Raw genomic sequence first — 24,873 nt, forward strand, 5'->3', positions numbered from 1 at the left:
GGTTTTACGACTGCTCCGCAGCCGAACGCAGCCTCGCAGGCTCGACAGCTGCTACGGATCGCATTACCGCCGCCAATATTTTTAACGGACTTAGAGGCCCCAACGCAGCAACAGCAGCACCAGCACGACGAGGAACACCGTTTCCCCCACCATCAGCAGGATCGGTTTGATGCCCACCGCCGCCAGCTCCTTGAGCTGGGTTTTCATGCCCAGGGCGCTGATGGAAACCACCAGGCACCAGCGCGACAGTTCATTGACCGACCCTTGCACCACCGGGGCCACCCAGCCGGTGCTGTTGATACAGGCCAGGATCAGAAACCCGACGGCGAACCAAGGCAGCAGCGGCGGCCGTTTTCCGGCCGGATCGGCACCTTGCATGCGGGTGATCATGGCGGCACAGACGATCACCGGCAGCAGCATGGCAACCCGCATCAACTTGACCACCGTGGCCGTATCGCCGGTCTCGGTCGACATGCTGTAACCGGCACCGACCACCTGGGCGACATCGTGAATGGTCGCCCCCAGGAACACGCCCGCCACTTGTGGCGACAACGACAGCCAATTGGCAATCATCGGGTACACGATCATCGCCAGGGTCGACAGCGCCGACACCCCGATCACCGTGAACAATGTCGCGCGTTCTTTCTGCGGATGATTGGGCAATGCCGCCGCCAGCGCCAATGCGGCCGATGCACCACAAATCGCGGTGGCGCCACCGGTGAGCATGCCGAACAAACGCTGGAAGCCCAGCGCCTTGGCTGCGATCACTGAAACGCCGATGGTCACCACCACCACAATCACCACCAGCGCCACAGGCTTCCAGCCCAGCGCGGCAATCTGCTCAAGCGTGATGCGCATGCCCAGCAGCGCCACGCCAATGCGCAACACGGTGCGTGCGGTGAACTCGATGCCAGCCTTGCAGGCACCGTCACCGGCCAGGAAGTTCAGCGCCATGCCCAGCAACAAAGCGAACAGCATTACCGGCGCGCCATAGTGCTCGGACAAAAAGGACGCAGCGGCTGCGACGATCAGGCTAACGACAAAGCCTGGCGCCAGCTCGCGCGTTCGGCTGTGGATACGGGTGAGAGCGATGGCGCTCATGGCGCGGACTCCTCGGCAACGATAACGATGAATGCCTGGCCGTCGATGATCTCGACCGGATAATTGGCGACTTTGACTGCGGTGGAATTGAGCAAGTAACCGCTGCGCAAATCGAAGCGCAGGCCATGGGCGCAGCATTGAATCACCCGTCCATCAAGGCGCCCGCCACACAGCGAGGCGCCCTGGTGCGGGCAACTGTCGTCGATGGCGAACACGTCACCTTCGACGTTGAATAACGCCAGGCTTTTGTCATCGAATTCGAACAGTGCACGACCGCCCGCCTGCGGAAGTTTTCCGGCAGGCACGGGGATACGCCGGTTCATGCCGGTTGCCGCTCGTTATCACTTTCTTTCAGTGCCTGGCTCATGGCCCCGAGCAGCGCCTGGGCAGGTTGTGCACCGATCACCGTCATACGGCGGTCGAACTGAAAGCTCGGCACCCCACTGGTCGCGCCGGGCAAGCCTTCAAATGGCGTGGCGTCGCCCTTCAGGCAATCGAGCACCACGTCCGTATCGACGCCGCAGGCGCGGGCAATGGCGAGCAAGGTCTCGCGGCACCCGAGGTTTTCGCGTTTGCGGAAATAAGCGGCGAACAGCCGTTCAAGCAACATTTCACGCTGAGCAGCATTGCCCAGTACGCTGACGCGTTCGAACAAACGGTGGGCGTCGGCGGTGTTGGGCATCGTCTCGATACGGCTGAGGTCGATGGTCAGTCCAACCGCCGCAGCAGCCTGCTGTACCTGGGCCTGGCGCATGGTCATGGCGTCGGCATTGCCCAGACGTTTGCGATAGAAATCGGCGAAGGGTTCACCTTCTACCGGCAACTGAGGCAGCAACTGCACGCCATGCCACACCGTGGTGATCTGCACGTCCGGGTGGCGACTGCGAAACTGTACCTGCGCATGCTCCAGTTGACGCTTGCCGATCAGGCACCAGGGGCAGATGAAATCGAAGAACACATCAATACGTAAACGACGACCACTCACAACTTCACCTCTAACACCGCTTTGCTAATCGAATCTCGGACTTGCTCGCCCTTAAGCCGGGCAATGTCCTTGTGGTAATGACACTTGGCATAAAAGAACACCGCCGCCGCCGCGATGCTGACCAGTGGCACCAGCTGAAAAGCAGCCTGCAAGCCAATCAGGTCGGACACCCTGCCCGTGATGAACGGCCCAGGCGCGAGCCCCAGCATGTTGTTGGCCAGGGTCAACGTGGCGAAGGCCGTGCCGTGGACCGAGTAATGCGTCAGGTTGGCAACCATCGCTCCGCAAGGGCCGGTCGTGCCGGCGGCAATCAACATGCCCAGGCAGATCAGCAGCAACTGCCCAGGCCCCGCCGGCAGAGCGAACGCCGCCGACAACAACAGGCAACTGCCCAGGCAATAAGCGATGGCCAACGCCACTTTGCGCTCCGGCGAATGGCGACACAGTCGATCACTGAGCATGCCGCACAGGATCATCCCCGCCCCGCTGCACAGCACGATGATTGCCGCGAGGCCACCTGCCTTGTCGGTGGCCATGTCGTAATAACGATTGAGGTAACTGGGCATCCACACAATCACGGTGCCGCCGACGAACAGTTGCAAGCCACTGCCGATGTAGGCCGCGATCACCGAGCGGCTGGAAAACAGCGTACGCAACGGGCGCTTGACCGCGGCAGCTGCCTTGTTCGCCACCTGAGCGGCACGTTGCGGCGCAATGCGTGCTTCCTTGACGATGATCGGATAAAGCACCGCCAGCAGCAGGCCGAACAGCGCCATGCCGGCAAACGACCATCGCCAGCCAAGCTTGGCGGCGATTGCACCGCCCAGCGCCATCCCTAACACCGAACCGAACATGCCACCCGCCATGAACGCACTGGCCAGGGTTGCCCGCATGTGTTTGGGAAATACCGAGATCACCACGGCGATGCCTACGCTGCCGTACGCCGCTTCACCGACGCCGACCATGAACCGTGCAATGAACATCTGCTGATAGTCCTGCGCCAATGCGCAGCCCAGCGTCGCCAGGCTCCACAGCAAAGCCATCAGCGCCAGGCTTTTTACCCGGCCGAAGCGATCCGCCAGCAATGACAGGGGAATGGTCAGCAGCCCCACCATCAGGGCGACAATGCCACTGAGCAGGCCGAGCTGGCCGTCGCTCAGGGCCCATTCGCCCTTGAGCATCGGGAACACCGCGTTCAGCACCTGACGTGACATGTAATCGGAAATCAACAGCCCGAACGTCAGTGCAAAGACGATCCAGGCGTACTTGCGCGCAACGCCGACGCCACTGCAGTCGTCATCGTCTGCAGCGATTGGGTGAAAGGCCATGCAGCCTCCTCAAAGCTTTGTTTTATTGTTGTTATCAAGCGTGTTGCAGTGCAGCGAGCGGGAGGCCATTGACCGCCCGCTTCGTCTGCCGATCAGCCGCGTTGCGGCACACCTTTCTGCCCGGCCTTGCGGTTGGGGGCCATGCCATTGGCCAACAGGGTTTCTTCGATGCTTTGGTACTGCACACCGATGCGGTAGATCTCACGGGCTTCTTTACCCGTGGCGATTTCGCGACCCAGCTCATGAGCGATGCGCACGGTTTGCTTGATTTGCGCAACCGAGCCGAAACGATCGCCCTTGTGATCAATGATAGTGTCTTCATTGCCCACACGCGGGTGCATACCCATGGCCATCGACATGGTGTTGAACGGCATGACGTTTTTCAGCAGCGACTCAGAGGTCAGGGTGCAACCGTCTGGCGCGCGGTGGATGAAGTTGAAGAAGTTAAACGGATTGGGGCCATCGAAACCGCCGCCGATACCGATCCAGGTCAGGTTCAACGGGCCCTTGTAGACGCCCCTGCGCACCAGACGCTCGAGGGTTTCCATGGCATGCATGCCCGTCAGCTGGAAGTGCGGCTGGATGCCGTTGTCCATCAGACGCTTGAGGTGCTCGGCGACCCAGGCCGGGCCTGCCGGAACGGTCATTTCGCTGTAGGCGGCCTGATACAGCGGATTGGCCAGGGACGTGCCTTCCAGGTATTCCGGATACAGCAGCTCCATGATGTTCATCTGGGTGGTGTTGATGGCCACCGTGACCTGATCCGGTTTTGGCGTCAGCTCGGCCAGCATGTGCCGGGTATCGTCAGACAGCCACTTGGCGGCTTCGCCATCGCTTTCCGGCGCAAAGGAAATCGAGCCACCGACCTGGATGATCATGTCCGGCACGGCTTCACGCACGCCGGCGATCAACTCGTTGAATTTGGACAGGCGCTTGGAACCCTTGCCGTCCAGCTCGCGAACGTGCAAGTGCAGGACGGTGGCACCGGCCTCGTAACATTCGACCGCTTTTTGCACCTGTTCGTCCATGGTCAGCGGGATGTCTTCGGGGAAGTCTTCAGGCATCCATTCCGGGCCGTACGGGGCCACGGTGATCACCACCTTTTCCATGTTTTCCGGGTGCAGGGAATCGTCGAAGAATTGCATGAGTTACTCCTGTTCTTATGATTGTCGCGCCCACCCGGGATCGTGCCGGGCAGGCGTGTTTACGAGTGCGAATGCAGTTGCGGTCGATCAGTAGGTCTTGTCGCCGATGATCCCGGCACGCTCCATCTTGCGATGGCACGGCGGGTAATCCATGACGGCGTAATGCTGGGTGCTGCGGTTGTCCCAGATGGCGATGCTGTTGGGTTTCCAGCGCCAGCGCACCTGATACTCGGGGATGTAGGCCTGGCTGATCAGGTAGCGCAGCAACTCGCTCGCGCCAGGGTTGGCATCCTGGCCGAAGCGCACCCGCTCGGGGGTGTGGTAGTTGCTCAAGTGCGTGGTGAAGGCGTTGACGAACAGCACCTTCTCCCCGGTTTCCGGGTGGGTACGCACCACCGGGTGCTCGGCATCCGGATACATCGCCTTGAGCGCCAGACGCTTTTCGATTGGCATGGCGGCACCGAAACTCGCTTCGATGCTGTGGCGGGCGCGCAGGTCGGCAATCTTCACCTTCACGTCCTCCGGCAAGCGCGCATAGGCCTCGACCATGTTGGCCCACATGGTGTCGCCGCCCACCGGTGGGCATTCCACGCAGCGCAGCACGCAGCCCATCGGCGGCGCCTCGCGCCAGGTCGCATCGGTGTGCCAGGCATTTTCGTAGCGGTCCATCGGCTGGTCCGGGTTCTTGTAGATGCGCACCAGCCCGGGATGATCCGGATCACTGCCAGCCACCGGATGGTCCTCCAACTCACCGAAGCGGCGGGCGAAAGCCACGTGCTCGGCACGAGTGATGTCCTGATCGCGCAGGAACACCACTCGATGCTTGAGCAACTGAGCACGAATCTCGGCAAAAAGACCGTCGTCATGCACCGCGTCGGCGAGGTTGACGCCGATCAGTTCGGCGCCAATGCTGCAGGTCAATTGTTCGACTTTCATGGCGGACAACTCCCTTAAATGACGAAAATCGAAGAGCCCGTGGTTTTGCGTGATTCCAGGTCGCGATGGGCCTGCACGGCATCCTGCAAAGCATAGTGCTGGTTGATCTCGATCTTGATCCGACCGCTACCAACGTGGTCGAACAATTCGCCAGCCAGGGCCGCTTTTTCCGCGGGGTCGGAAATGTAATCGGCCAGGGCCGGACGCGTCATGAACAGCGAGCCTTTCATCGCCAGCATTACCGGGTCGAAGGCCGGGATCGGACCGGATGCCGTGCCGACGCACACCATCAGGCCACGACGCTTGAGCGAATCCAGCGAACCCATGAAGGTGTTCTTGCCGACGCTGTCGAACACCACGTTGACCCCCACGCCATCAGTCAACTCGCGCACGCGCTGGGCGACATCTTCGTGGCTGTAATTGATGACATGGTCGCAGCCATGGGCCAGGGCAATTTCACCCTTGACCGCGGTGGACACGGTGCCGATGACGGTCAGGCCGAGCAGCTTGGCCCACTGCGAAACGATCAGGCCCACACCACCGGCAGCGGCGTGCAGCAGAATGCTGTCGCCAGCCTTGAAATCGTAAATGCGCCGCATCAGGTACGAAGAGGTCAGGCCGCGCATGGTCATGGCGGCGGCGGTCTCGAAACTGATGGTTTCCGGCAGCTTGATCAACGGCGCGGCCGGGATCAGGCGTTCGGTGCTGTAGGCCCCCAAGGTATTGAGAAACCCGGTGTAGGTGACGCGATCGCCTACACGGACATTGGTAACCCCCTCGCCGATGGCCTGGACCACACCGGACGCTTCAACCCCCATGCCGTTGGGCATCGGGATCGGGTAAGTGCCGTTGCGAAAGTAGGTGTCGGCATAGTTCAGGCCGACCGCCACATGACGAAGACGAACCTGGCCTGGACCGGGGTCGCCAACTTCGACCTCCTCATAGCGGAGGACTTCGGGACCACCGGTTTCGTAGAAGCGTACGGCTTTGGCCATTTTTCTTATTCTCCAATCTGCAAGATGGGCGTGCTGCGTCGAATTGCGCTGATTGGACTGTAGGACGACGTCTGCAGGGTCGCTTCTCATCAGACGACAATGGCTTTTCATTTCATGACAACCGGGTGGTTGTACAAGATCCCGGGAACCAGAAAGCCTTGGCCATTGGGAGAGTGAGTGAACAGCTTACGGACCACGAAGAGATCAAAAAGCGACTTCAACTGAAATGGCCAAAAACGCCACCCCCCTTGAGCAGTTTTGGCATAGGCCAAAATCATCACGGTGTCTAGACTCACTCCAAATAACAGTGCAAAAGCACACTTGAATCCAGGACTGTTCCAGGGGAACCCGCATGAACCCATCCGACATTTTTGTCATCAGCGCCGTCCGCTCCGCTATCGGCAGCTTTGGCGGTTCGCTCAAAGATGTGCCGCCCATTCAATTGGCGACTGATGTTTGCCGCGCCGCCATTGAACGTTCGGGGCTGGCGCCTGAACACATCGGTCACGTGGTGATGGGGCATGTGATCCCGACGGAAGCACGTGATGCCTACATCTCTCGTGCCGTGGCGATGAATGCCGGCCTGCCGAAAGAGACGCCCGCCTTCAACGTCAACCGCCTCTGCGGTTCTGGTTTGCAGGCCATTGTCAGTGCCGCTCAAAGTTTGATGCTCGGGGATGCCGGGGCTGCGCTGGCGGGTGGCGTCGAATCCATGAGCCGCGGGACTTATCTGTTGCCGCAGGCGCGCTGGGGCGCACGCATGGGCGATATGCAAGCCATCGACTACGTGCTCGGCGTTCTGCAAGACCCGTTTGGCGGTTTCCATATGGGCATTACTGCGGAAAACATCGCCGAGCGCTATGGCATCACTCGTCAGGCTCAGGATGAGTTGGCGCTGCTCAGCCAGCAACGAGCGGCCCGGGCGATTGCCGAAGGGCGATTTACCGACCAGATCGTGCCGATCGAAGTGGCATCGCGCAAAGGCACCGTGACGTTTGCGACGGACGAGCATGTGCGCGCCGAGGTCAATGCCGAGCAATTGGGCAAGATGAAGCCGGCCTTCAAAAAAGATGGCAGCGTCACCGCCGGCAACGCGTCCGGCCTCAACGATGGTGCCGGTGCATTGATCCTGGCCACGGGTCAGATGGTTCTCGACCAAGGCCTCAAGCCCATCGCCCGACTGGTCGGCTATGCCCATGCCGGCGTGGAACCCGAGCTGATGGGGTTGGGACCGATTCCCGCCACCCGTCTGGTCCTCAAACGCGCCGGCCTGTCCGTTGCCGACCTGGATGTCATCGAATCCAACGAAGCATTCGCGGCCCAGGCGTGTGCCGTGGCGCAGGAGCTGGGCTTCGACCCGGAGAAGGTCAACCCGAACGGTTCGGGGATTTCTCTGGGCCACCCGGTGGGCGCGACCGGTGCGATTATCGCCACCAAGGCGATTCATGAACTGCAGCGTGTTCAGGGTCGTTATGCCCTGGCAACCATGTGCATCGGCGGCGGCCAAGGCATCGCCGTGTTGTTCGAACGCGTCTGATCGACCCAAACGAAGGCGGCGCCGATTATGGCGCCGCCTCGTTTTAGTGCGATGGAATCAGTGCGCAATGCACGCAGATTCCAGCTCGGTGCAAGCCTCGAATACTGCACGACCCCACTCGAACTCCCTCCCCGATTGATTGCAAGGCGGACAACAGCACGCTGGCGAGTTATCAGCCTTGGCGCGCTGACGACATGGCGGTATTTGCGCAAAAAACATGTTCTACCTCCCCGGCACCCGCGCCGAACTGATCAAGCAAATGCGTGCGCAAGGTTCTACTAAACTACGCAGAACCAAGCAGTTCCAGTGAATGATTTCACAGCACTGCTAAAGTGATAGCACGCGCCCCCACATGCCCCCAACGCTTGTCATTTTCGAAGGTGGGTGGCTGATCACGGTGACGCCAATGCTCTCAAGCGAGGGCTGCATGAACTGAATCGCGTCATCGAGCGCGAGGGGCAGCAGACATGAGGTCTAAATATGATATTTGAGCCCAACAGTACCCGTTCCGTTCTCCAGCGAAGAAGCAGCACCAGTATCGTTGTCCAGGCGGGTCTCGATTGTGTTGCGGTGACCGGTGTTGCATGGTTTTTGATCAATTATCATATCGGCTTCATAACGCAGTCCTATGTCATCCTGCTCCTGTTGCTGCTGGGGGCTTTGGCCGTCGTGTACGACCACTACGCCATTTACCGCAGCAATGTCGGTTTTACCGTCAAAGCCTTCAAGCTTTTGAAAGCATGGACTGCCACGTTTGGCTTTCTCGTTGCCATGGCCTTTCTTACCAAGCAAAGCGAACAGTACTCGCGTTTATTGGTCGGGCAGTTATTCGTTGTTGGATATTTTGCTCAGTTGCTTTTGCACCTCGCGACCCGCGAGATGCAAAAAAAGTTTTTGGCCCATCCGACTCAATTGGAAAACTCGCTCATCATTGGCTCGGGCGAACTGGCCAGCTATCTTCACAAGAAAATCAGCAATAACCCCTGGCTCGGCGAGCGCATAGTTGGCTGTGTGTTGATTGGCGCGGACGATGACCGGGGAAAGGAAAGTCTGGAAGGCGCTCAGCGTCTGTCGATCCTGGGCGATATCGCCGACCTTGATGAGTTAGTTGTCAAACATGCCATTCGTACCGTCTATTTCGTGACCCCTCTGGGTGGCTCAGAGGTCATCCAGGATGTTTACTTAAGGCTGTTCGATAAACACATCTCTGTTAACTGGGTGCCTGACATTTTCTCGTTGCGCCTGATCAACCACAGCGTTCGCGAAATTGCCGGCATTCCCGTCCTGACCCTGTCTGAAACTCCGTTGATGGGGATGCGCCTGTTTCTGAAGAACCTTGAGGACAAAGTCCTGGCCTTTCTCATTTTGGTTCTTGCAGCACCCGTCCTGGTAGTCGTCGCCATTGCCATCAAGCTCGATAGCCCCGGCCCGATATTCTTTCGTCAGCAGCGGATGGGCTGGAGTGGAGAAGCTTTTCGGATCTGGAAGTTCAGAAGCATGGTCGTCCATCAGGATGAAGACGGCATCGTCAAACAGGCGCAAAAGAACGACCCGCGCATGACCAGGGTTGGGGCCTTTATTCGGCGAACCAGCCTGGATGAACTACCGCAGTTGTTTAACGTTTTGATGGGGGAAATGTCTTTGGTGGGGCCTCGCCCGCACGCTATCCAACACGATGTGCAGTACTCGCCCGATGTCTCGGGCTACTTTGCACGTCACAACATTAAGCCGGGCATCACAGGCCTGGCTCAGGTACGTGGCTATCGAGGTGAAACGAAGGATATCGATCAGATGATTCGGCGTGTTGACTCAGACATCGAGTACATCAACAACTGGTCGCTATGGCTCGATTTCGTCATCCTTTTACGAACGGTGTTTGCCTTCTCCGGCAAACATGCCTACTAGCCATTCTCGAGTGTCTGGGCGATCTCAAGGCCATTCAGGGTTCCCCCGGAACAATGGAGGTTATTTAAAAAGACCGCCAAACGGATATGAACTTACGCATTACCCCTGCCCTTGTCCCTGTAGATCAATGTACGCAACAAGAACATCGGATTACCCAGCACATAGCGTCTGAATAAGCGCTTTGGCTCACCTATCAGCCTGAACACCCACTCACAACCGAGACGCCGCACCCACTGCGGAGCACGAGTGACTTTGCCGCCGAGAAAATCCAGGATCGCCCCTCCGCACACGACCAGACAGGGCGTGCCATTGGCGGCTAACCTCGCAGCAACGGCTTCCTGCTTGGGCATGCCCATACCCAGCACAACCAGTTCCGGCTGAAACTGCCGGGCAAGGTTTACATAGGTATCCACCGACGCAAAACCATGGTGAGCAGAGACGACATTGACCGCAAATATCGCTTCGCTTCGCTGCACCGCGTTGGCCAGAAAGGGCTCTTCAGTACCCCAGAAAGCCACGCGACGGCCCTTGAACGCGGCCAATAACTTGGGAATGAAATCGGTGCCATTCATATTCAACCCCGGCTCCAGGCCGAGGCGACGAAACAGAATAGCCATGCCGGAGCCATCCCGTAGTAACACGTCCGTAGCCAACAGGGCGTTGAAGTAGTCGGGGTTGGCCGCCACCAGATTCATGGCATGGGCATTGGCGAACCCGAGCACTGTCGTTACGTCAGGTCTGGATAACGCATCAATCAATGCTTGCTCGTCATCAGCATCGCTGACCACCCTGAGTTTCCGGGTAATCGTTTGCCAGCTGTGCTGCCAGGATAAAGCGCGCATTAGCTGTCATCTCGCTTCGACCGCACCCATTCAACCTGGCGTTTGAGCAAAAACCCGAGATACAGCGGGATTTTCCTCATCGCGTAGAACGGCGCATACATCAAGGCTGAAAAAGAAATAATCCCGCGACCAAATTGGCTCCATGCCAGCAAGATAGCCACACCCAAAATTGCCACCCCGCAAGAAGCTATCAATGCGGGCGCCAACGCTCCGGACAGTAGAAAGACCAACCATGACAGAACAAATGCCGCCGCCAAGGCCAACGTCAATAAGGCCAACGGAGGGACCAGCAAATCCAGGGTCATCGCCAGCAGACGCCAGTTACGCTGGCCAAGCGACTCGACCAGCAACTTTGGCGTGTCCCCAAGAATTACGCCTAAATGACCATGTTCCCAGCGCGTACGCTGGGTCGTTAAGCCTTCATCGCTGCGCGGAAAGTAACTGGTCACCAGAGCATCGGGGCAGAACACCGGCGGCTTGCCGTTTCGGCATAAATCCAGGCCCATCTTCAAATCTTCAACGATGTGGCCACTGGCCAAATTGATCAACGTCAGATCCTGCCAGACGAAAGCCATTCCCGTGCCCATTAGCTGACAGGGCAAACCAAGTCGGGTCCAACCCTGCGGCCGTACCCGATTCTTCACACACCAGGCAAACTCGGCAAGCCGCACTTTTAGCCCGGAACCTGCCGGAGCAAGCATTAAATTAAGAGCTTGCGCTGGCCGCCCTGAGTCGATGCAACGGATGGCCAAACGCTCAATTGAGCCCTCGGCCACCTGGCAGTCCGCATCGACAACAATCATGACGTCCGGCGCATCGCTGGCCAAATGACGTACCCCACAGTCCACCGCATAACCCTTGCCACGCTGCTGAGCATTGCTGCGCTCCACCACCTCGGCGCCCGCCGTGCGGGCCAGCGCCGCCGTGTCGTCAGAACAGTTATCCGCTACCACCAGCAGGCGATCACCCGAAAGCAACTGCGGCCGAATGCTATTCAACGTCGCGACGATGACCGAGGATTCATCGTGTGCCGGTATCAACACCGCCACCCGCGGTCGCGAGCCTTGCGCCGACGCAGGCGAACGCGCAGGCAGGCAGGCCATCAACACCTGCACAAACAGCACCAACACCGGCAGGAGGATGAGCATCAGCAGTGAGCTGAACAGCCAACCAAGTAATGTAGTCATGCTTGCGCCCTGAACAAATTAGCCAACTTGGCCGCTTCGATGTCGATGTCGTGTCGCTCCAGCACTCTCTGGTAAGCCGCCTCGCCCATCCGCTGCAACACCTCGACAGGTTGCGCGAGGCAGTCCGCCAGCGCCGCCGCCAATTCATCCACGGCTCCCGCGGGAAACAACCAACCGTTCACACCCTGTTGTACCAACTCGGGAATCCCTGCCACATAGCTCGTCAATACTGGTCGGCGCAACGCCATGGCTTCCATGATGACCACTGGCAACCCCTCGGCGAAACTCGGCAACACCAAGGCCCGCGCCGCGAGAATTTCCGCCCGCACCTGATCGCTGCTGATCCAGCCGGTAATTCGCACCCGTGCTTGCAAGCCATGCCGTGCAATCAGGCTTTCGATTTCTGCGCGCATTTCCCCATCACCCGCCAGTACCAGTTCGAACTCCACGTCTTGTGCTGCCAGGCTGCGGACAGCCTCAAGCAACAACAGTTGTCCCTTTTGCTCACACAAACGACCGACGCAAACCAACCGCGGCGCAGATGGCACGGCAACGGCCGGCACATCGTGAAACGCCCGCTCCAGCCCGCAGTGCACCACCTTTACTCTTGGCCAATGCGCATGAGCCACCCAGCGAAACAGCTGGCTACGCCCATAAGAACTGATCGCCGCGACAAAAGCCGCGCGCCGGACTTTCTCGCCCAAATGAATAAACTGCGGTTTGTCGAACTCTTCCGGCCCGTGCACGGTAAAACTGTACGCTGGCCCACCGAGTACATTGGCCAGCATCACCACCTCGGTTGAGTTGGTGCCGAAATGCGCATGCACGTGCTCGGCTCCAAACGCCTGCAACCACATCAGCACACCACACGCCTCGGATAAATAAACCAAATGGTATGGCCAGGGACGATCAGCACGCTGGCCCATGCGCAGCGCCAGCCACAGCGCCGAAAAAAACCGTCGCGGTTGGGCGCGCAATACCTGCAGCACAGGCACTAACAGCGCTTTGACTCCGCCCTCCAGCACATACTGGGTTTTATCGCGTTCAGACACGTCCTCGGCATCCACCAGTTCGGCATCCCAGCCACGCAGAGCAATGCGCTGCACCACAAACCCCTGACGTTCCAACGCCAAAATCTCCCGGCGAATGAAACTATGGCTGACTTTGGGGTATTGATTGATGAAATAGGCGATGCGCATAGGAACCAGACTTAGTTGTCGTTGCGGTGGATTATTACTGCAAGCAATCCCACAGTAGTACAGGTAGCAGGAACCTCAACCAGCTTCACGGTTACTGCAATAACTACCTATCAACACGCTGTCTATCTTTTTAAAAGTGTCGTCCAGCAGCTCATAGCGCCGGCGATACATGGCGCGTTTTTTTGACGCAATACTGTCGAGCGGTTTCCTGGACAGAACCATTGGAATCTCAAAAAAATCTTCGCGCTCTGACGGCGTCGCGCCATGCTCTAACCAGATCACATCGTAATTTGCCGCCAGTTCCAGAGCTTTGTGAGCGCCAAAATACGGATGACGATGGTGGCGATACCCGTCCCCTACTGCGTAAATTTTCTCAACACCGATGTTAATGGCAATGTATTTAATGACTTCAATCAGAAAGCTTCTTGGTCGAAGACCTTCAAAGTCTTTTGTCAGGTCCCTGTAGATACTCAACGACAGTTCACTGTCGACGCCTTTATGTATCCCCTGAACGGCGCCAATAAAAATACATAGTTCAGTGTCTGTACGACACAAAGTAAATGCTATAGATGCAATGCGCAGATCCCCCTGAAACAAGTTCAGCACCAATTCCCCTTCACGCATAAACCAGAAGGGACGATCCAGCACCAGGGAGCAGCCAGCAGCAAACTCCGATAAATCACTCAGCAGCAAACTTTCATTTCGCCCCAACAGCAATAGTTGCGGACAGCGTTGGGTGACCACTTCGTAATGCGAGGCCAACACGCCAAGTTTATTCTTCGGGCCCCAGTTTCTGCTGATGTAGGGCCAATGAACAACGCCGACACAATCCCCGCCTAATTTCTCGACACCGGACTTACCCAAGGCGCTCGACATACGCCCGCAAAACAACTTAAGTTCGGACCAGTTTTTTACAACCAGCACCAGCATCTTAAACTTATTATTCAACGCCCTTAAAGAGTACCCGGCATGTAAAAAAAATACACTTTTTACTATCACCCAATTATTCATATAAGTCTCACTTGTATTCGATCAACGCCGTCTTGCTGGCGCCGAATCTGTTCAGTAGAAACTTGACTTGCCCGAGCATCTCGGGAAATTTCCCCAGCACCAGAAAAAAAGCCCGCAGCCAGTTCTCGCGTGTGGATCTGTCGCCCCTGCGGGCGAGGCGCACGACTTGCAGTGGATAGACCAGCAGCACAAGCAGTCCAAACCACCCCGCCACCAAACTCGCGATAACAGTTGCCAGCGGGACACCCAATCCCCAGAACCAGGCACGGCGTGACTCGCGCAACCAATGTTGCTCCGGTGCGGCCCCATGTAAAAATGCGCCCTCGGCAAAGGCATAACCACCGCGCAGGGTACGCTGCCACCATTGGCCGAACCGGGTCATGGTTGCATCATGCAAGGTCATTTCCTCGCCCAGACGCCAGACCTTCCAGCCATTCCCGCGCAGACGCACGCACAATTCAGGCTCTTCCCCGGCAATAAGTCCCGGTCGAAACCCGGATGCTTCGGCAAAGGCGTCGGCCCGCATCAGCGCATCGCCACCACATGCCTTGGCCTCGCCTACCGGCGTATCCCATTCGAAATCACACAGCAGGTTGTAAACCGAGTGCTGCGGAAAACGTTCACGGCGCCGTCCGCAGACCACCGCGACGTCAGGATGCTTATCAAGAAAGGCCTGCGCCCGGGGGAGCCAACCGCCGACAACCTCGCAATCACCGTCGACGAACTGCACATAACTCATCTGCGGCAATGAGCGTTTCAGGCAGGCAAATCCTTCATTGCGTGCACGCGCAGCCGTAAAGGGAATCGTCATATCCAACTCAACCACATCGACCCCAAGCCTGAGTGCCGTCTGCACTGAATCGTCCGTTGATCCAGAGTCGACATATACAACCTTCTGCGCCGAACCGACGAGGGAAGTCAGGCAACGCTCAAGTCGTAGGCCTTCGTTGCGACCGATAACAACGACACCCATCCCCATAACCATGGCGTTCACTCAGCGACGCAATTGAAGTAATCCATCGGGTGGTTCATGAGAACTCCCTCGATTCTGCGTATTTCCTTTTCTTGATAGTCGCCGGCACGCCCACTGCCACCGAGTCGTCCGGTACATCGGTCAGCACCACCGCATTGGCACCAATCACGACATTGTTACCGATGCGGATATTGCCCAGCACCTTGGCCCCTGCCCCGATATCAACATTGTTACCCATCACCGGAGCAATCGGCTCATTCACGTTCTTGAGGCCTACAACGACACCATTGCGGATACGGCAATCATCGCCGAATTGCGCATAGCCGCTGATGACGATTCCGCCGAAATGATCGATGACGAAGTTGCGCCCGACCACCACCTCACAGGGCAATTCGATCCCCGTGACGATCTGCATCAGCTTGAAGAGCACTTTGTAAATAAAGGAGAACAACTTGCGTAACAGTGCCGGTCGCACACCGTAACGCCAGCGTCCAAAGCGATAAACCACCATCACCCAAAACCCCTGAGCCCCCCAGTCTCCGGCGTATGCACGTAAATCCGCACGTATGTTTTCGAACATAACTGGCTCTACCGTGTTGGTTGGCTAGCGAATTTGGTGTCACGCAACAACGCCCAGGTCACACGAGTATGCTGCCAACACGCTGCTAAAGCGGCCCGACCGCGGCCTTTCAATAACGCCTTGAGCGCCACAATCAGATCCCCCAGACTCACCAGCAGCATATGTGAGGCCAAACCAGGCAGACCGTAGTGCTTGCGAAAGTACAACAGCTGACTTTCGATTTGTAACGTAGGTAACTGGCGATTATCCGCATTGAGCTTGTCAACAGACTTGGCACTTTCACCGCCGATATGCACCACCGTGGTATGCGGGTAGTAAACGACCTTCCAGCCTGCCTGTTTAACGCGTTTGCAGTGATCGATCTCTTCGAAATAAAGGAAGTAGCGCGGATCGAACAAGCCAACCTCGTCGATGACTTCACGGCGGATCAGGTAATAGCACCCGGGCACCCAGTCGCACTCACGCACCGAAGCATGGTCCCAGGCCATGTCGTCGATTCTTTTCACCACAGGGACAAAACGTTCAAGCCCTGTATGCGAAAGGAAGACATTTAACGGTGTTGGAAAATAGCGACAGGAGGGCTGCAAATCACCCTCTCGTCCAACCAATCGAACGCCGAGGACACCGCAATCAGGATGAGTCTCCATGTAGTCGAGCGTCTTGCTCAGCGTATCCGCGGCCACAAAGGCATCGGTATTGAGGAGCAACGCATACTTGCCCTCCAGGTGTTCAACCAATTGATTATTGGCACGACCAAAGCCAACATTATTTTCATTGGCGAGTTGCACTGCCTCTGGACAGATAGTTGCCAGACATTCCAGCGAATTATCGACAGAGGCATTATCCACCACCAAATAGCGCGTGCGATTCACGCTATTTGACTGGCGTAACGCATTAAACATCGGTTGCAACAACTCCGCTGTATTGTAATTGACTACCAATACGTCAAGAGGAGCACTAACCATTGGATCGCGCGCCAAAAAAGTATTCCGCTCTCATTTTAATGAGCGTCGGTTCAAGTTCCGAGTCGTATACACCACTGCGCTGCCTGATAAGGTCAATCCACGGATAAGTGGCACTACGCTCTTCGACTTTCGCCAACACCTCTTCCAGCGTACAAATAACCTTGGCTGGATTACCCGCAACCACCACCCCAGGCGGAACATCTTTTACGACTACAGCACCGGCTGCGACAATCGAATTAGGGCCAACAGTCACACGCGGCAAGATCATAGCGCCATAGCCGATAAAACAATTATCAAGAATGTCGACAGGACCGACAGAATCAAGTTTTCTATCAAAGACCACCTCGAGCATGCCGACTACTCCATCGTGGCCGAACAGCGTGCAACAAGATAAACCTACATTATTTCCGAGTCGTACTAGTGAAGGGTCAGGTATGTTGGCAGCAGGATTGATCCATACGCCTTGACCGATGGAGTGCAGCCCCCCCCACCGAACCATATGTTTAGCCCATTCATACCCGTCCGGTTTACAGAATTTTTTATAGAGCGGAGTCCCATACCCCGTTGTTTTTGCAATATAAGCAATAGTGCGTTTTAGTAGACCAATCATCCTGTCAGCCTCATTAATTCAGCGATAGACACCTGTGCCAAGGTTAGATACACCCTGATTCTTCATTACCACTACCCTAAGCGTAGACGCTTCCCTAAAATCCAACACTCCAATAATCCACCTGCGCCGCGCTCAGGAATACCTGCCCACCCCGGGCCCCATCTGATGGTTGAGATGTTCTGCCAGCCTTAAAGCAAGTTGCAAAAGAGGCATCGTGGGGTTACAGGCACCACCTGTAGAGAACACACTGCTGCCCGCAACGTAAAGATTCTCAACACCAAACACTTTGCAGTTCTCATCGACCACACCAAACTCTGGCGAACTCGCCATCCGCGTTGTCCCCATATGATGAGCATGTGGATTGAGCCTCAGTGGCACATCGACGTCATACACATATTCTTCCAGCTTGACGAAGCCCAGCCCTGTGTCGGCAAAACACTTCGCCACTTCCAGCCCTATGGACTTGACGGTTTCCCTGTCTGCTGGCGTTAGCTCCCAATGAATCTCGACCTTTCTCATCCCCAATGCATCTCGCTCGTCGAGCAATGAAATTCTGCTATCGGGGTTGGGAAACTGCTCAATCAACGTGCCGATCACCCCATCTCCAGGGCAATCGAACTTGGCAATGAACTCAACCTTGCGCTCCGCGCCTACTTCGCAAATGAGGTTCTCGAAAAAGCTTTTGATGGCAGCCATTCGTCCATAGGATTTCACTTCCGAGACAAGCGTGGCCGTCACATTCCCTTTACCTGAGTTGTGCGCCATCACGAATGCATCGGTCGTGAAGTATTCCTGCCGAGCATCTGTGTCCTGCCCGTCTTTCAGGATGAAGTTTCCCATCTCGACGTTCAGGTGCTCCATGAAGCATCTGCCGACGAAACCGTCCTTTTTTACGATACCGCCAGCCGCCAGGGACTCGCTGTTGAGCAGGTGCCTGGCATTCTCGATTCCGCCTGTCGCCAGAATGAATCGTTTTGCCGTAACTCGCTCTCGATGTAACTGGTAGTCCGAGACGACTATCGTTGCGATGCGGCCGGTCTTGCTGTCGAACTCAAGATCGACGCAATTGCAATGGATGAAAACATCCAGCCCCTCGGTCTCATTAAGTTCCTTGGCATATTTTTGTGCAAATCGCGTCGGCGGGCTAAGCAGGAAACGATCCGCTTCAAAGTCGGTACCGTCCAGACTTGCATTGATCGCCTTGAATCCGGAGTGCGGCGCAAGATCAACAATATCCATGGCCGCCGACAAATTGCGCTCGATCTCGGAAAAGGCGATGGGCCAACCCGGCACGGGACCCGGAGGTCCTACGGTAAAGTCCGACTTTTCGAATGGGCGGCATCGCCCGGCCCAGTGATTGGAGGTCCCACCGAGGTAACGCAGGCGGGTTTCATGGGCGTACATCTCGAGGCCTGAAGATGAAATCTTATAAAGGTCCTGCGAAGTCGACGAATACTCGTGCCCTCCACCCTCGACAAGCAACACACGTCGACCATTACCAGCTAAACGCAAGGCCAGCGTAATGCCGGCGGGGCCCCCACCGATGATGCAGAGGTCATAGTGATCGCGGAGTTCTTTCTGCGATTGGTAGTCTTTGATCATGCTGGCGTTTGCCGAAAATGCTGGGCAGGCAGCACCCATCCGTTGATTACAACAAACTCGGATTTAACAGCAGACGGCCGGGCAACGGCTTTGGAAAATCCGAACATGAGTCCTCCGATACTCAATAGAACAGAAGCCTGGAGAAAGCTTCTGCGTCCCATCACAGAGGTATTCAAATCAGCTTCTCTCATGATTCAAAGCTCCACGACATCGAGATTGCGTTGAAAATTCCAACTACACATCAAGGCCACATACTTTGGCGACGGCCATCAATACCTCAATGGCGACGCTGTGCCACAGCTTTGAAAACTTGAGAGAAACAGATCAGATCAAAGCCATTTAAAAAGATCCGTCAATAACTCCCCACACAAAGCCCCCACCGCGAGCATGGGCAGCACTATCAATTCACGCTTGAGGCTGAATAGCCCCAGACGATAATTGACGTAAAAAACCAGGATAAGCGTAGGAAACGTGTACAGGGCTGCACCCCAAATCGCATAGTCGACCCCGCCAATCGCCAACAGCAGAGGCAGCAGCACCCACAACGAGACGGCGCGAATAATGTTATCCATGGCCTGGTACTTGGTCAGTCCCAAGGCAATCCAGACCTGATTCGCCAACAGGTAGCGCATTGTGAAAAAAGAGAGTGAAAGAATGGCCATCATGTTGCCGGCCTGAGCGTAACGCTCATCGTACAAGATGCCGATGAGCAGTGGACTGCCGGTCAGGAACAGTCCACAGAGAAACAGGCAGGCAAGATCGAGCATCAATTTCAAGCGGTAATACAAAGCGTGGAGCCGTACGGTGTCATTAGTTCTTGAGGCCTCACTGAAGGCCGGCAAGGCCACGGCCCCGACGATCTTTTGCAACGCAAGCTGAACAGCGCCCAGAATCAGCACGGCAATGGAGTAAACGCCCAGTTCGCTGGCCGTCATGCTGCCGCCGAACCAGACGCGATCACCGTACATGGCCAATACGCCCACCGCTGACGACAACAGAATCCAACGGCCGAAACCGACTAATTCATTGAGCGCAGCACGCTCCCACCGTAGACGGTTGGAAGGGCCTTCAAACCAGAAATGCCCCAGCAGCGTGCTGACCATCGACTGGACCAGACCTGCAATCACCAGCGACCAGATGGACCTGGTGAAGTAACCGATACCCAGCATGACCAACAGCCCGACGACCTGAGAACCAAACTCGGTGAGTACCACTTTCTTTTGCTGGAAAGTGCGCACTGCCAGGTCCATTTTGGTCGACTGAAAACCAACAATGATTGCCGAGAAACTGGTCACGGCCAACACCAACGGCAACTCGGGGGCGGCGTAGGTGGAATTGGGCGCCCACAAATTAATGGTCTGTGCATACCAGGCGAGGGCCGCAAGAAGAAGTGTTGAAGCAAAAAGGATAAAGCCGCGCACGATCTGCACGGTCCAGATGGTATTGAGAAACACCGGATCGTCGCCACGTGGGCTCTGGATGATGTTCTGGCGCAAGCCGGCATCGGAAAGCATGTGCAGAACCAGAGAAACGGTTATGGCGATCATCATGATGCCGAACATCTCCGGCATCAGCAGACGGGCCATTATCAGGTTGCCGCCCAAGCGAAAGGCTTGAGAGGTAACCAGCGCCCCGAAATTCCATGCGCCGGCAGAGATCGCTCGCTTACGAAGGCCCAACACTGGCGAATCGACTAACGACATAACATCATCCCCGGACTCAATGGCTCAAAACGAACTATAGTCGCGTTTAGCCATTCCACTAGCCGTCGATCAACAATCAATAAGTGCAATCATCCATGCCTGAGCACTTCCGAGCGTTAGTAGTCATTCTGGTCCTCACCGGCATCGTTTTTGCCATGGCACGTCGACCAGCAGCAGACCTGATTTCCGACCGTAATTTCACTCGTCGGCGCAACTTGTGGTTCGTATTGACGCTATTGGCATTTGTTTCGCACAGTTTCTGGGTGTACGCAGGCATTGCCACGATCGTTTTGACCTTCGCACGAAGTCGCGAACGCAATCCGATGGCGCTATTTTTTCTTCTGCTGTTTCTCATCCCGCCGGCCACGGCGGAGATTCCGGGCTTCGGCCTGGTCAACTATTTTTTTTCCCTCAACCATATTCGTGTGCTGGCACTGTGCGTGTTGCTTCCGGCTTTTTTCACTTTGCGCAGGCGCGCCGACACGGTCTCTTTCGGGCGCACCTGGCCTGACAGACTGTTAGCCGCCTACCTCCTGCTGACGAGTCTGCTTTTCCTGCGCGAAACCACCGTCACCGACACCTTGCGCCAAATGCTTTACCTGTTCATCGAAGTTTTTTTGCCTTACTACGTTGCCAGCCGGGCGCTGAAAAACCTCAGCGACTTCAAGGACGCTTTGCTCGGTTTTGTACTCGCCGCCATGGTGCTGTCGCTTATAGGTCTCTTCGAATATGCCAAGCACTGGCAGCTGTATAGCGCGGTTGTTACCGCCATGGGCATGCAATGGGATCCTGGCTACTTGAGTCGCGGTGGCTCACTACGTGCCAGCGCCACTACCGGCCAGGCCATTGCCCTGGGCTTCGTCATCAGTGTGTCCATCGGCTTTTACCTGTACTTGCAGGAGGAAGTACGTAGCAAATTACAGCGCACCCTCGGCGCACTGTTGCTAGCCGGTGGTCTGTTCGCACCGCTGTCGCGTGGCCCCTGGATTGGTGCAGCCGTCATTATCGTCGTGTTCATCGGCACTGGCCGCAAAGCGATCAAACGCCTGACGCTGCTGGCGGTCGCCGGGATCCTCGCACTTCCCTTGCTGGCCATCGTGCCGGGCGGGCAAAAAGTGCTTGATCTGCTACCGTTTATCGGCACGGTGGAAGTCGAAAACATCACCTATCGGCAGCGCTTGATTGATAACGCCGTGATCGTTATCCAGCGCAACCCTTGGCTGGGCTCTTTCAATTTCCGCAGCACACCGGAAATGCAGTCCATGATTCAAGGCCAGGGAATCATCGATATCGTGAATACCTATATCGGCATAGCGCTGTCGTTCGGCTTGATTGGCTTGACACTTTTCGTGGTTTTTTTCGTCAGTGTCCTGCAGGGCCTGCGCAAGGGGATTCGTTCTTTCCCCAAAGAAGACGATGAGGCACGCCGACTCGGACGTGCACTGCTGGCGACACTGGCCGGGATCCTGATCACCATCGTCACCGTTAGCAGTATTACGGTAATCCCCGTGGTGTATTGGTCGGTGGCTGGACTGTGCGTGGCCTACGCTCAGATGGCACGCAGGCTCAAGAACACCTCGACGGCCGTTGCGGCGAGTGCCCACCTCCAACTCAGGTAGCCCCCATGATCCAGTTGTCTCGCCGCCCTCAAATACTGCTCCTGCTGCTTTTTGCCATTTGGCCGCTTGGCACCTGGGCATCGGACTGGGTCGTCAGTGTGGATGAGCGCAACGGCCTGCCAATGCTGGAGCGTGGTGGCAGTCCGGTGTTCGTTACGACATTCTCGTTTTTTGGACCCAGCTGGGGCTGGACGTATTTGCACCCTGAATTCAAGGTAAACACCCCTTATCGATACTCCTTCGCGGGTAAAAACAAAGCGCTGGATTTCGACTTGACTGCTCAGATTCAGAAGCAAGGCGAGCAAAAGCTGACCTGGAACTTTGTACTGGATGCACGCAGTGGGAAGTCGGGCCTTTCAGGTGGTGGCATCGTCTTCACATTCGACCCCGCTCTGTTCGCTGGAGAAATGGGCGAGCCCACTTTGCTACCCGACAACCGCGGCTGGACCTGGGGCAATGCACAAGGGCGGCGCATCGAAATGCGCTTCGAGCCCGCACTGGAGAGCGTGTACTTTGAACCGGGCAGCAAATCCGAGGTACGTGCTTTTCTCTACAAGAACACGCTCAAACGTGGCCGCCAGGATTTCACGGCTACCTTGAGCGTTTCTGGTGATGTGACGGTCGGCCCAACCACAACCGAGCGCTTCGGGCTGTCGGACCCCAAGAGCTGGCCGACCGACAAGCTCGACTGGAAAACCTCGCCAGTCGACCTGTCCTTTCTCAACGCTCAGGAAAAACCAGCCGGCAAGCGCGGCTTCATCAAAGCCTCCGGTGAGCAACTGCAATTTGCCGACAACACTGTGGCGCGTTTCTGGGGCACCAACCTTTCGGCCTACTCGCTGTTCCTCACGTCAGACGATGCCATCAAGCTACAGGCCAAACGCCTGTCAGCACTGGGCTTCAATCTTGTACGACTGCACCACCATGACTCGCCATGGGTCTTCCCGAACATCTTTGGCGACGGCAGGATCACGCGCAGCACCCAGCAACTAAGCCCGGAATCGCTGAAAAAGATCGACTGGTGGATCAAGTGCCTGAAAGACGAAGGCATTTATGTCTGGCTCGATCTGCACGTCCAGCGCGTCTTTACTGAAAAAGACAACATTTATGGCTTCGATGAATTGCCAAAAGAAGAACAGAACTACACCTATCTCAAGGGCTATTCCTATGTGAATCTCACCATTCAGAAAGCCATGAAGCGCTTTACCGAAGACTACCTGACCCATGTAAACAGCTATACCGGTCTCGCCTACAAAGATGACCCGGCGATTGCCGCCGTACTGATTACCAACGAAAACGACGTCACCAACCACTTTGGCAATGCCCTGCTGCCAGACAAGAATTTACCGAAACACAACCGCATCTATATGGCCGAGGCCGAGGCTTTTGCCAAACAGCACAACCTGTCCGCAAACCAGACCTGGCGCTCCTGGGAGCCAGGCCCCTCCAAGATGTTCCTTAACGATCTGGAACGACGTTTCAACGTCGACATGATTCAACACTTGCGTGGTATAGGCGTGAAGGTCCCCATCGCCACGACCAGTAGCTGGGGTCGCAATGGCCTGAACTCCCTGCCGGCCCTTACCGCCGGGGACGTCATCGATGTCCATAGCTACGGGGGTTCGGGACAGATAGAGAAAAATCCGCACTACAGCGAAAGCATAGTGAACTGGATTGCCGCCGGCCAGGTCGTCGGCAAACCCTTGACCGTTACCGAGTGGAACAATGAGCCCTTCCCGACAGCAGACCGTCACTCGCTGCCACTCTATATCGCCGGCACCGCCAGCCACCAAGGCTGGGATGCACTGATGCAATATGCCTATAGCCAGGAGCCAATGGGCGGCAACGGGATGAGTGCCAATAACTGGCATGCCTATAACGACCCTGCAATGCTGGCCACCCTGCCCGCCGCCGCTTTGCTTTATCGCCGTGCAGACGTTCGCGGAGCAACGACGACCTACGTCTTCGCTCCGACGCCAGGCACTCTTTTCAATCAAATGATCACACCGGCCAGCTCTGCTTTCCTGCGTACAGCCATGGAGAAAGGCAAGCTGGAAATCGCGATGCCACAGACACCGGAATTGCCATGGTTGCAACCGAGCGTTATCCCAAGCAATGCACAGGAATTTCATGATCCTGACCAGTCGCTGCTGGACGCCAACACCAGCGAGTCCACGACCGACACCGGTGAGCTAAAGCGCAACTGGAAACAAGGCGTCTACACCATCAATACGCCGCGCACCCAGGCTGCGACCGGCTGGATCGGCGGCGAGTCGATCAGCCTTGGCAACATCAAGATTCAAGTGAAGACTGCCAACGCCAGTGTGGCGGTGCAAAGCCTGGACGACTCACCTTTGGGTCAATCGCAGGATTTAATGATTTCGTTGGGCTCCCGTGCCATCCCCCAAGACGGCGACAAAATACCTTTTTACGTGGAGCCCCTCGAGGGCACGTTAACCATTCAGGCGCCGCAAGGTTTGACACTGTTTACCCACGGTATTCTGCGGCAAATGAAGAAACTGCCTGCGACCTACCTCGATGGCCGCTACACAATCAAGCTCGACGGCTTACAGGCCTCAAACTGGTTGTTCTTGAAAAAGGACGTCACGCCAGCACAACCTTAGGCGCCGTAACCGGCCTCAACCTGAGA

Annotated in this window: 22 protein-coding genes; 4 read left to right on the forward strand and 18 right to left on the reverse strand. The window is 56.6% G+C overall.

The features are described from left to right. Positions 1–90 precede the first annotated feature (90 nt). The 7 genes from ACQ4OB_RS04020 to ACQ4OB_RS04050 all read right to left on the reverse strand — a co-directional run bounded on the left by ACQ4OB_RS04020 (position 91) and on the right by ACQ4OB_RS04050 (position 6,490). Positions 91–1,101 carry a YeiH family protein gene (locus ACQ4OB_RS04020; RefSeq protein ID WP_074877741.1) on the reverse strand — a complete coding sequence of 337 codons (1,011 nt, stop codon included), beginning with the start codon at positions 1,099–1,101 and terminating at the stop codon, positions 91–93. Then, positions 1,098–1,424 (reverse strand): Rieske (2Fe-2S) protein, encoded by a 327-nt coding sequence (locus ACQ4OB_RS04025; RefSeq protein WP_102614247.1) that lies wholly within the window; start codon positions 1,422–1,424, stop codon positions 1,098–1,100. The genes ACQ4OB_RS04020 and ACQ4OB_RS04025 overlap by 4 nt, the downstream gene beginning before the upstream one ends. Then, a complete protein-coding gene (locus ACQ4OB_RS04030; RefSeq protein WP_074877746.1) occupies positions 1,421–2,086 on the reverse strand; it encodes a DsbA family oxidoreductase in 666 nt (221 codons plus the stop codon). Before ACQ4OB_RS04030 ends, ACQ4OB_RS04025 begins: the two co-directional genes overlap by 4 nt. Continuing rightward, on the reverse strand, positions 2,083–3,414 hold the full coding sequence (locus ACQ4OB_RS04035; RefSeq protein ID WP_074877748.1) for an MFS transporter: 1,332 nt from the start codon (positions 3,412–3,414) through the stop codon (positions 2,083–2,085). The genes ACQ4OB_RS04030 and ACQ4OB_RS04035 overlap by 4 nt, the downstream gene beginning before the upstream one ends. Positions 3,415–3,506: 92 nt before the next feature. Further along, on the reverse strand, positions 3,507–4,559 hold the full coding sequence (locus ACQ4OB_RS04040) for a 3-keto-5-aminohexanoate cleavage protein (RefSeq protein ID WP_008155072.1): 1,053 nt from the start codon (positions 4,557–4,559) through the stop codon (positions 3,507–3,509). An 87-nt stretch (positions 4,560–4,646) separates the two neighbouring features. Then, the gene (locus tag ACQ4OB_RS04045) at positions 4,647–5,495 is read right to left on the reverse strand and encodes a TauD/TfdA dioxygenase family protein (RefSeq protein ID WP_008020209.1); all 849 of its coding nucleotides are present in this window, start codon (positions 5,493–5,495) and stop codon (positions 4,647–4,649) included. A gap of 14 nt (positions 5,496–5,509) precedes the next feature. Further along, positions 5,510–6,490: a quinone oxidoreductase family protein gene (locus ACQ4OB_RS04050; protein WP_074877750.1), complete on the reverse strand. Its 981-nt coding sequence runs from the start codon at positions 6,488–6,490 to the stop codon at positions 5,510–5,512. A 352-nt stretch (positions 6,491–6,842) separates the two neighbouring features. Here ACQ4OB_RS04050 and ACQ4OB_RS04055 point away from each other — a divergent pair, with 352 nt between their 5' ends. Beyond that, complete coding sequence (locus tag ACQ4OB_RS04055) at positions 6,843–8,027, forward strand: acetyl-CoA C-acyltransferase family protein (RefSeq protein WP_074877752.1); 1,185 nt, start codon at positions 6,843–6,845, stop codon at positions 8,025–8,027. 480 nt (positions 8,028–8,507) lie between these two features. Next, complete coding sequence (locus ACQ4OB_RS04060) at positions 8,508–9,932, forward strand: undecaprenyl-phosphate glucose phosphotransferase (protein WP_074877754.1); 1,425 nt, start codon at positions 8,508–8,510, stop codon at positions 9,930–9,932. Positions 9,933–10,024: 92 nt separating this feature from the next. Here the strand turns inward: ACQ4OB_RS04060 and ACQ4OB_RS04065 are convergent, their stop codons facing one another. The 11 genes from ACQ4OB_RS04065 to ACQ4OB_RS04115 all read right to left on the reverse strand — a co-directional run bounded on the left by ACQ4OB_RS04065 (position 10,025) and on the right by ACQ4OB_RS04115 (position 20,604). Further along, positions 10,025–10,774, reverse strand: coding sequence for a WecB/TagA/CpsF family glycosyltransferase (locus tag ACQ4OB_RS04065; protein ID WP_430955174.1), 750 nt, complete (start codon positions 10,772–10,774; stop codon positions 10,025–10,027). Then, positions 10,774–11,961 (reverse strand): glycosyltransferase family 2 protein, encoded by a 1,188-nt coding sequence (locus ACQ4OB_RS04070; protein ID WP_102614244.1) that lies wholly within the window; start codon positions 11,959–11,961, stop codon positions 10,774–10,776. Before ACQ4OB_RS04070 ends, ACQ4OB_RS04065 begins: the two co-directional genes overlap by 1 nt. After that, entirely contained in the window at positions 11,958–13,160 is a 1,203-nt protein-coding gene (locus ACQ4OB_RS04075; protein WP_074877760.1) for a glycosyltransferase, read from the reverse strand. The genes ACQ4OB_RS04070 and ACQ4OB_RS04075 overlap by 4 nt, the downstream gene beginning before the upstream one ends. A 75-nt stretch (positions 13,161–13,235) precedes the next feature. After that, the gene (locus ACQ4OB_RS04080) at positions 13,236–14,171 is read right to left on the reverse strand and encodes a DUF535 family protein (protein WP_074877761.1); all 936 of its coding nucleotides are present in this window, start codon (positions 14,169–14,171) and stop codon (positions 13,236–13,238) included. Positions 14,172–14,178: 7 nt separating this feature from the next. Continuing rightward, entirely contained in the window at positions 14,179–15,156 is a 978-nt protein-coding gene (locus ACQ4OB_RS04085) for a glycosyltransferase (RefSeq protein ID WP_074877763.1), read from the reverse strand. Between the two features lie 43 nt (positions 15,157–15,199). Continuing rightward, complete coding sequence (locus tag ACQ4OB_RS04090) at positions 15,200–15,724, reverse strand: serine O-acetyltransferase (RefSeq protein WP_076027750.1); 525 nt, start codon at positions 15,722–15,724, stop codon at positions 15,200–15,202. 8 nt (positions 15,725–15,732) lie between these two features. Further along, complete coding sequence (locus ACQ4OB_RS04095; RefSeq protein WP_074877767.1) at positions 15,733–16,689, reverse strand: glycosyltransferase family 2 protein; 957 nt, start codon at positions 16,687–16,689, stop codon at positions 15,733–15,735. Continuing rightward, on the reverse strand, positions 16,682–17,299 hold the full coding sequence (locus ACQ4OB_RS04100; protein WP_074877768.1) for an acyltransferase: 618 nt from the start codon (positions 17,297–17,299) through the stop codon (positions 16,682–16,684). Before ACQ4OB_RS04100 ends, ACQ4OB_RS04095 begins: the two co-directional genes overlap by 8 nt. 132 nt (positions 17,300–17,431) lie before the next feature. Next, on the reverse strand, positions 17,432–18,901 hold the full coding sequence (locus ACQ4OB_RS04105; RefSeq protein WP_430955175.1) for an FAD-dependent oxidoreductase: 1,470 nt from the start codon (positions 18,899–18,901) through the stop codon (positions 17,432–17,434). Continuing rightward, entirely contained in the window at positions 18,898–19,092 is a 195-nt protein-coding gene (locus ACQ4OB_RS04110) for a hypothetical protein (RefSeq protein ID WP_074877772.1), read from the reverse strand. The genes ACQ4OB_RS04105 and ACQ4OB_RS04110 overlap by 4 nt, the downstream gene beginning before the upstream one ends. A gap of 138 nt (positions 19,093–19,230) precedes the next feature. Continuing rightward, positions 19,231–20,604: an oligosaccharide flippase family protein gene (locus tag ACQ4OB_RS04115; RefSeq protein ID WP_430955176.1), complete on the reverse strand. Its 1,374-nt coding sequence runs from the start codon at positions 20,602–20,604 to the stop codon at positions 19,231–19,233. A gap of 95 nt (positions 20,605–20,699) precedes the next feature. Between ACQ4OB_RS04115 and ACQ4OB_RS04120 the strand changes: the two genes are divergently transcribed. Both ACQ4OB_RS04120 and ACQ4OB_RS04125 read left to right on the forward strand, forming a co-directional pair. Then, positions 20,700–22,223 (forward strand): O-antigen ligase family protein, encoded by a 1,524-nt coding sequence (locus ACQ4OB_RS04120; protein WP_074877775.1) that lies wholly within the window; start codon positions 20,700–20,702, stop codon positions 22,221–22,223. A 5-nt stretch (positions 22,224–22,228) separates the two neighbouring features. Then, positions 22,229–24,847, forward strand: a complete 2,619-nt coding sequence (locus ACQ4OB_RS04125; RefSeq protein ID WP_102614236.1) for a glycosyl hydrolase family 5 — start codon at positions 22,229–22,231, stop codon at positions 24,845–24,847. The last annotated feature ends 26 nt before the right edge of the window (positions 24,848–24,873 follow it).

The organism is Pseudomonas sp. ES4 (assembly GCF_050586665.1).
In the GTDB taxonomy this organism is placed as follows: Bacteria; Pseudomonadota; Gammaproteobacteria; order Pseudomonadales; family Pseudomonadaceae; genus Aquipseudomonas; species Aquipseudomonas frederiksbergensis.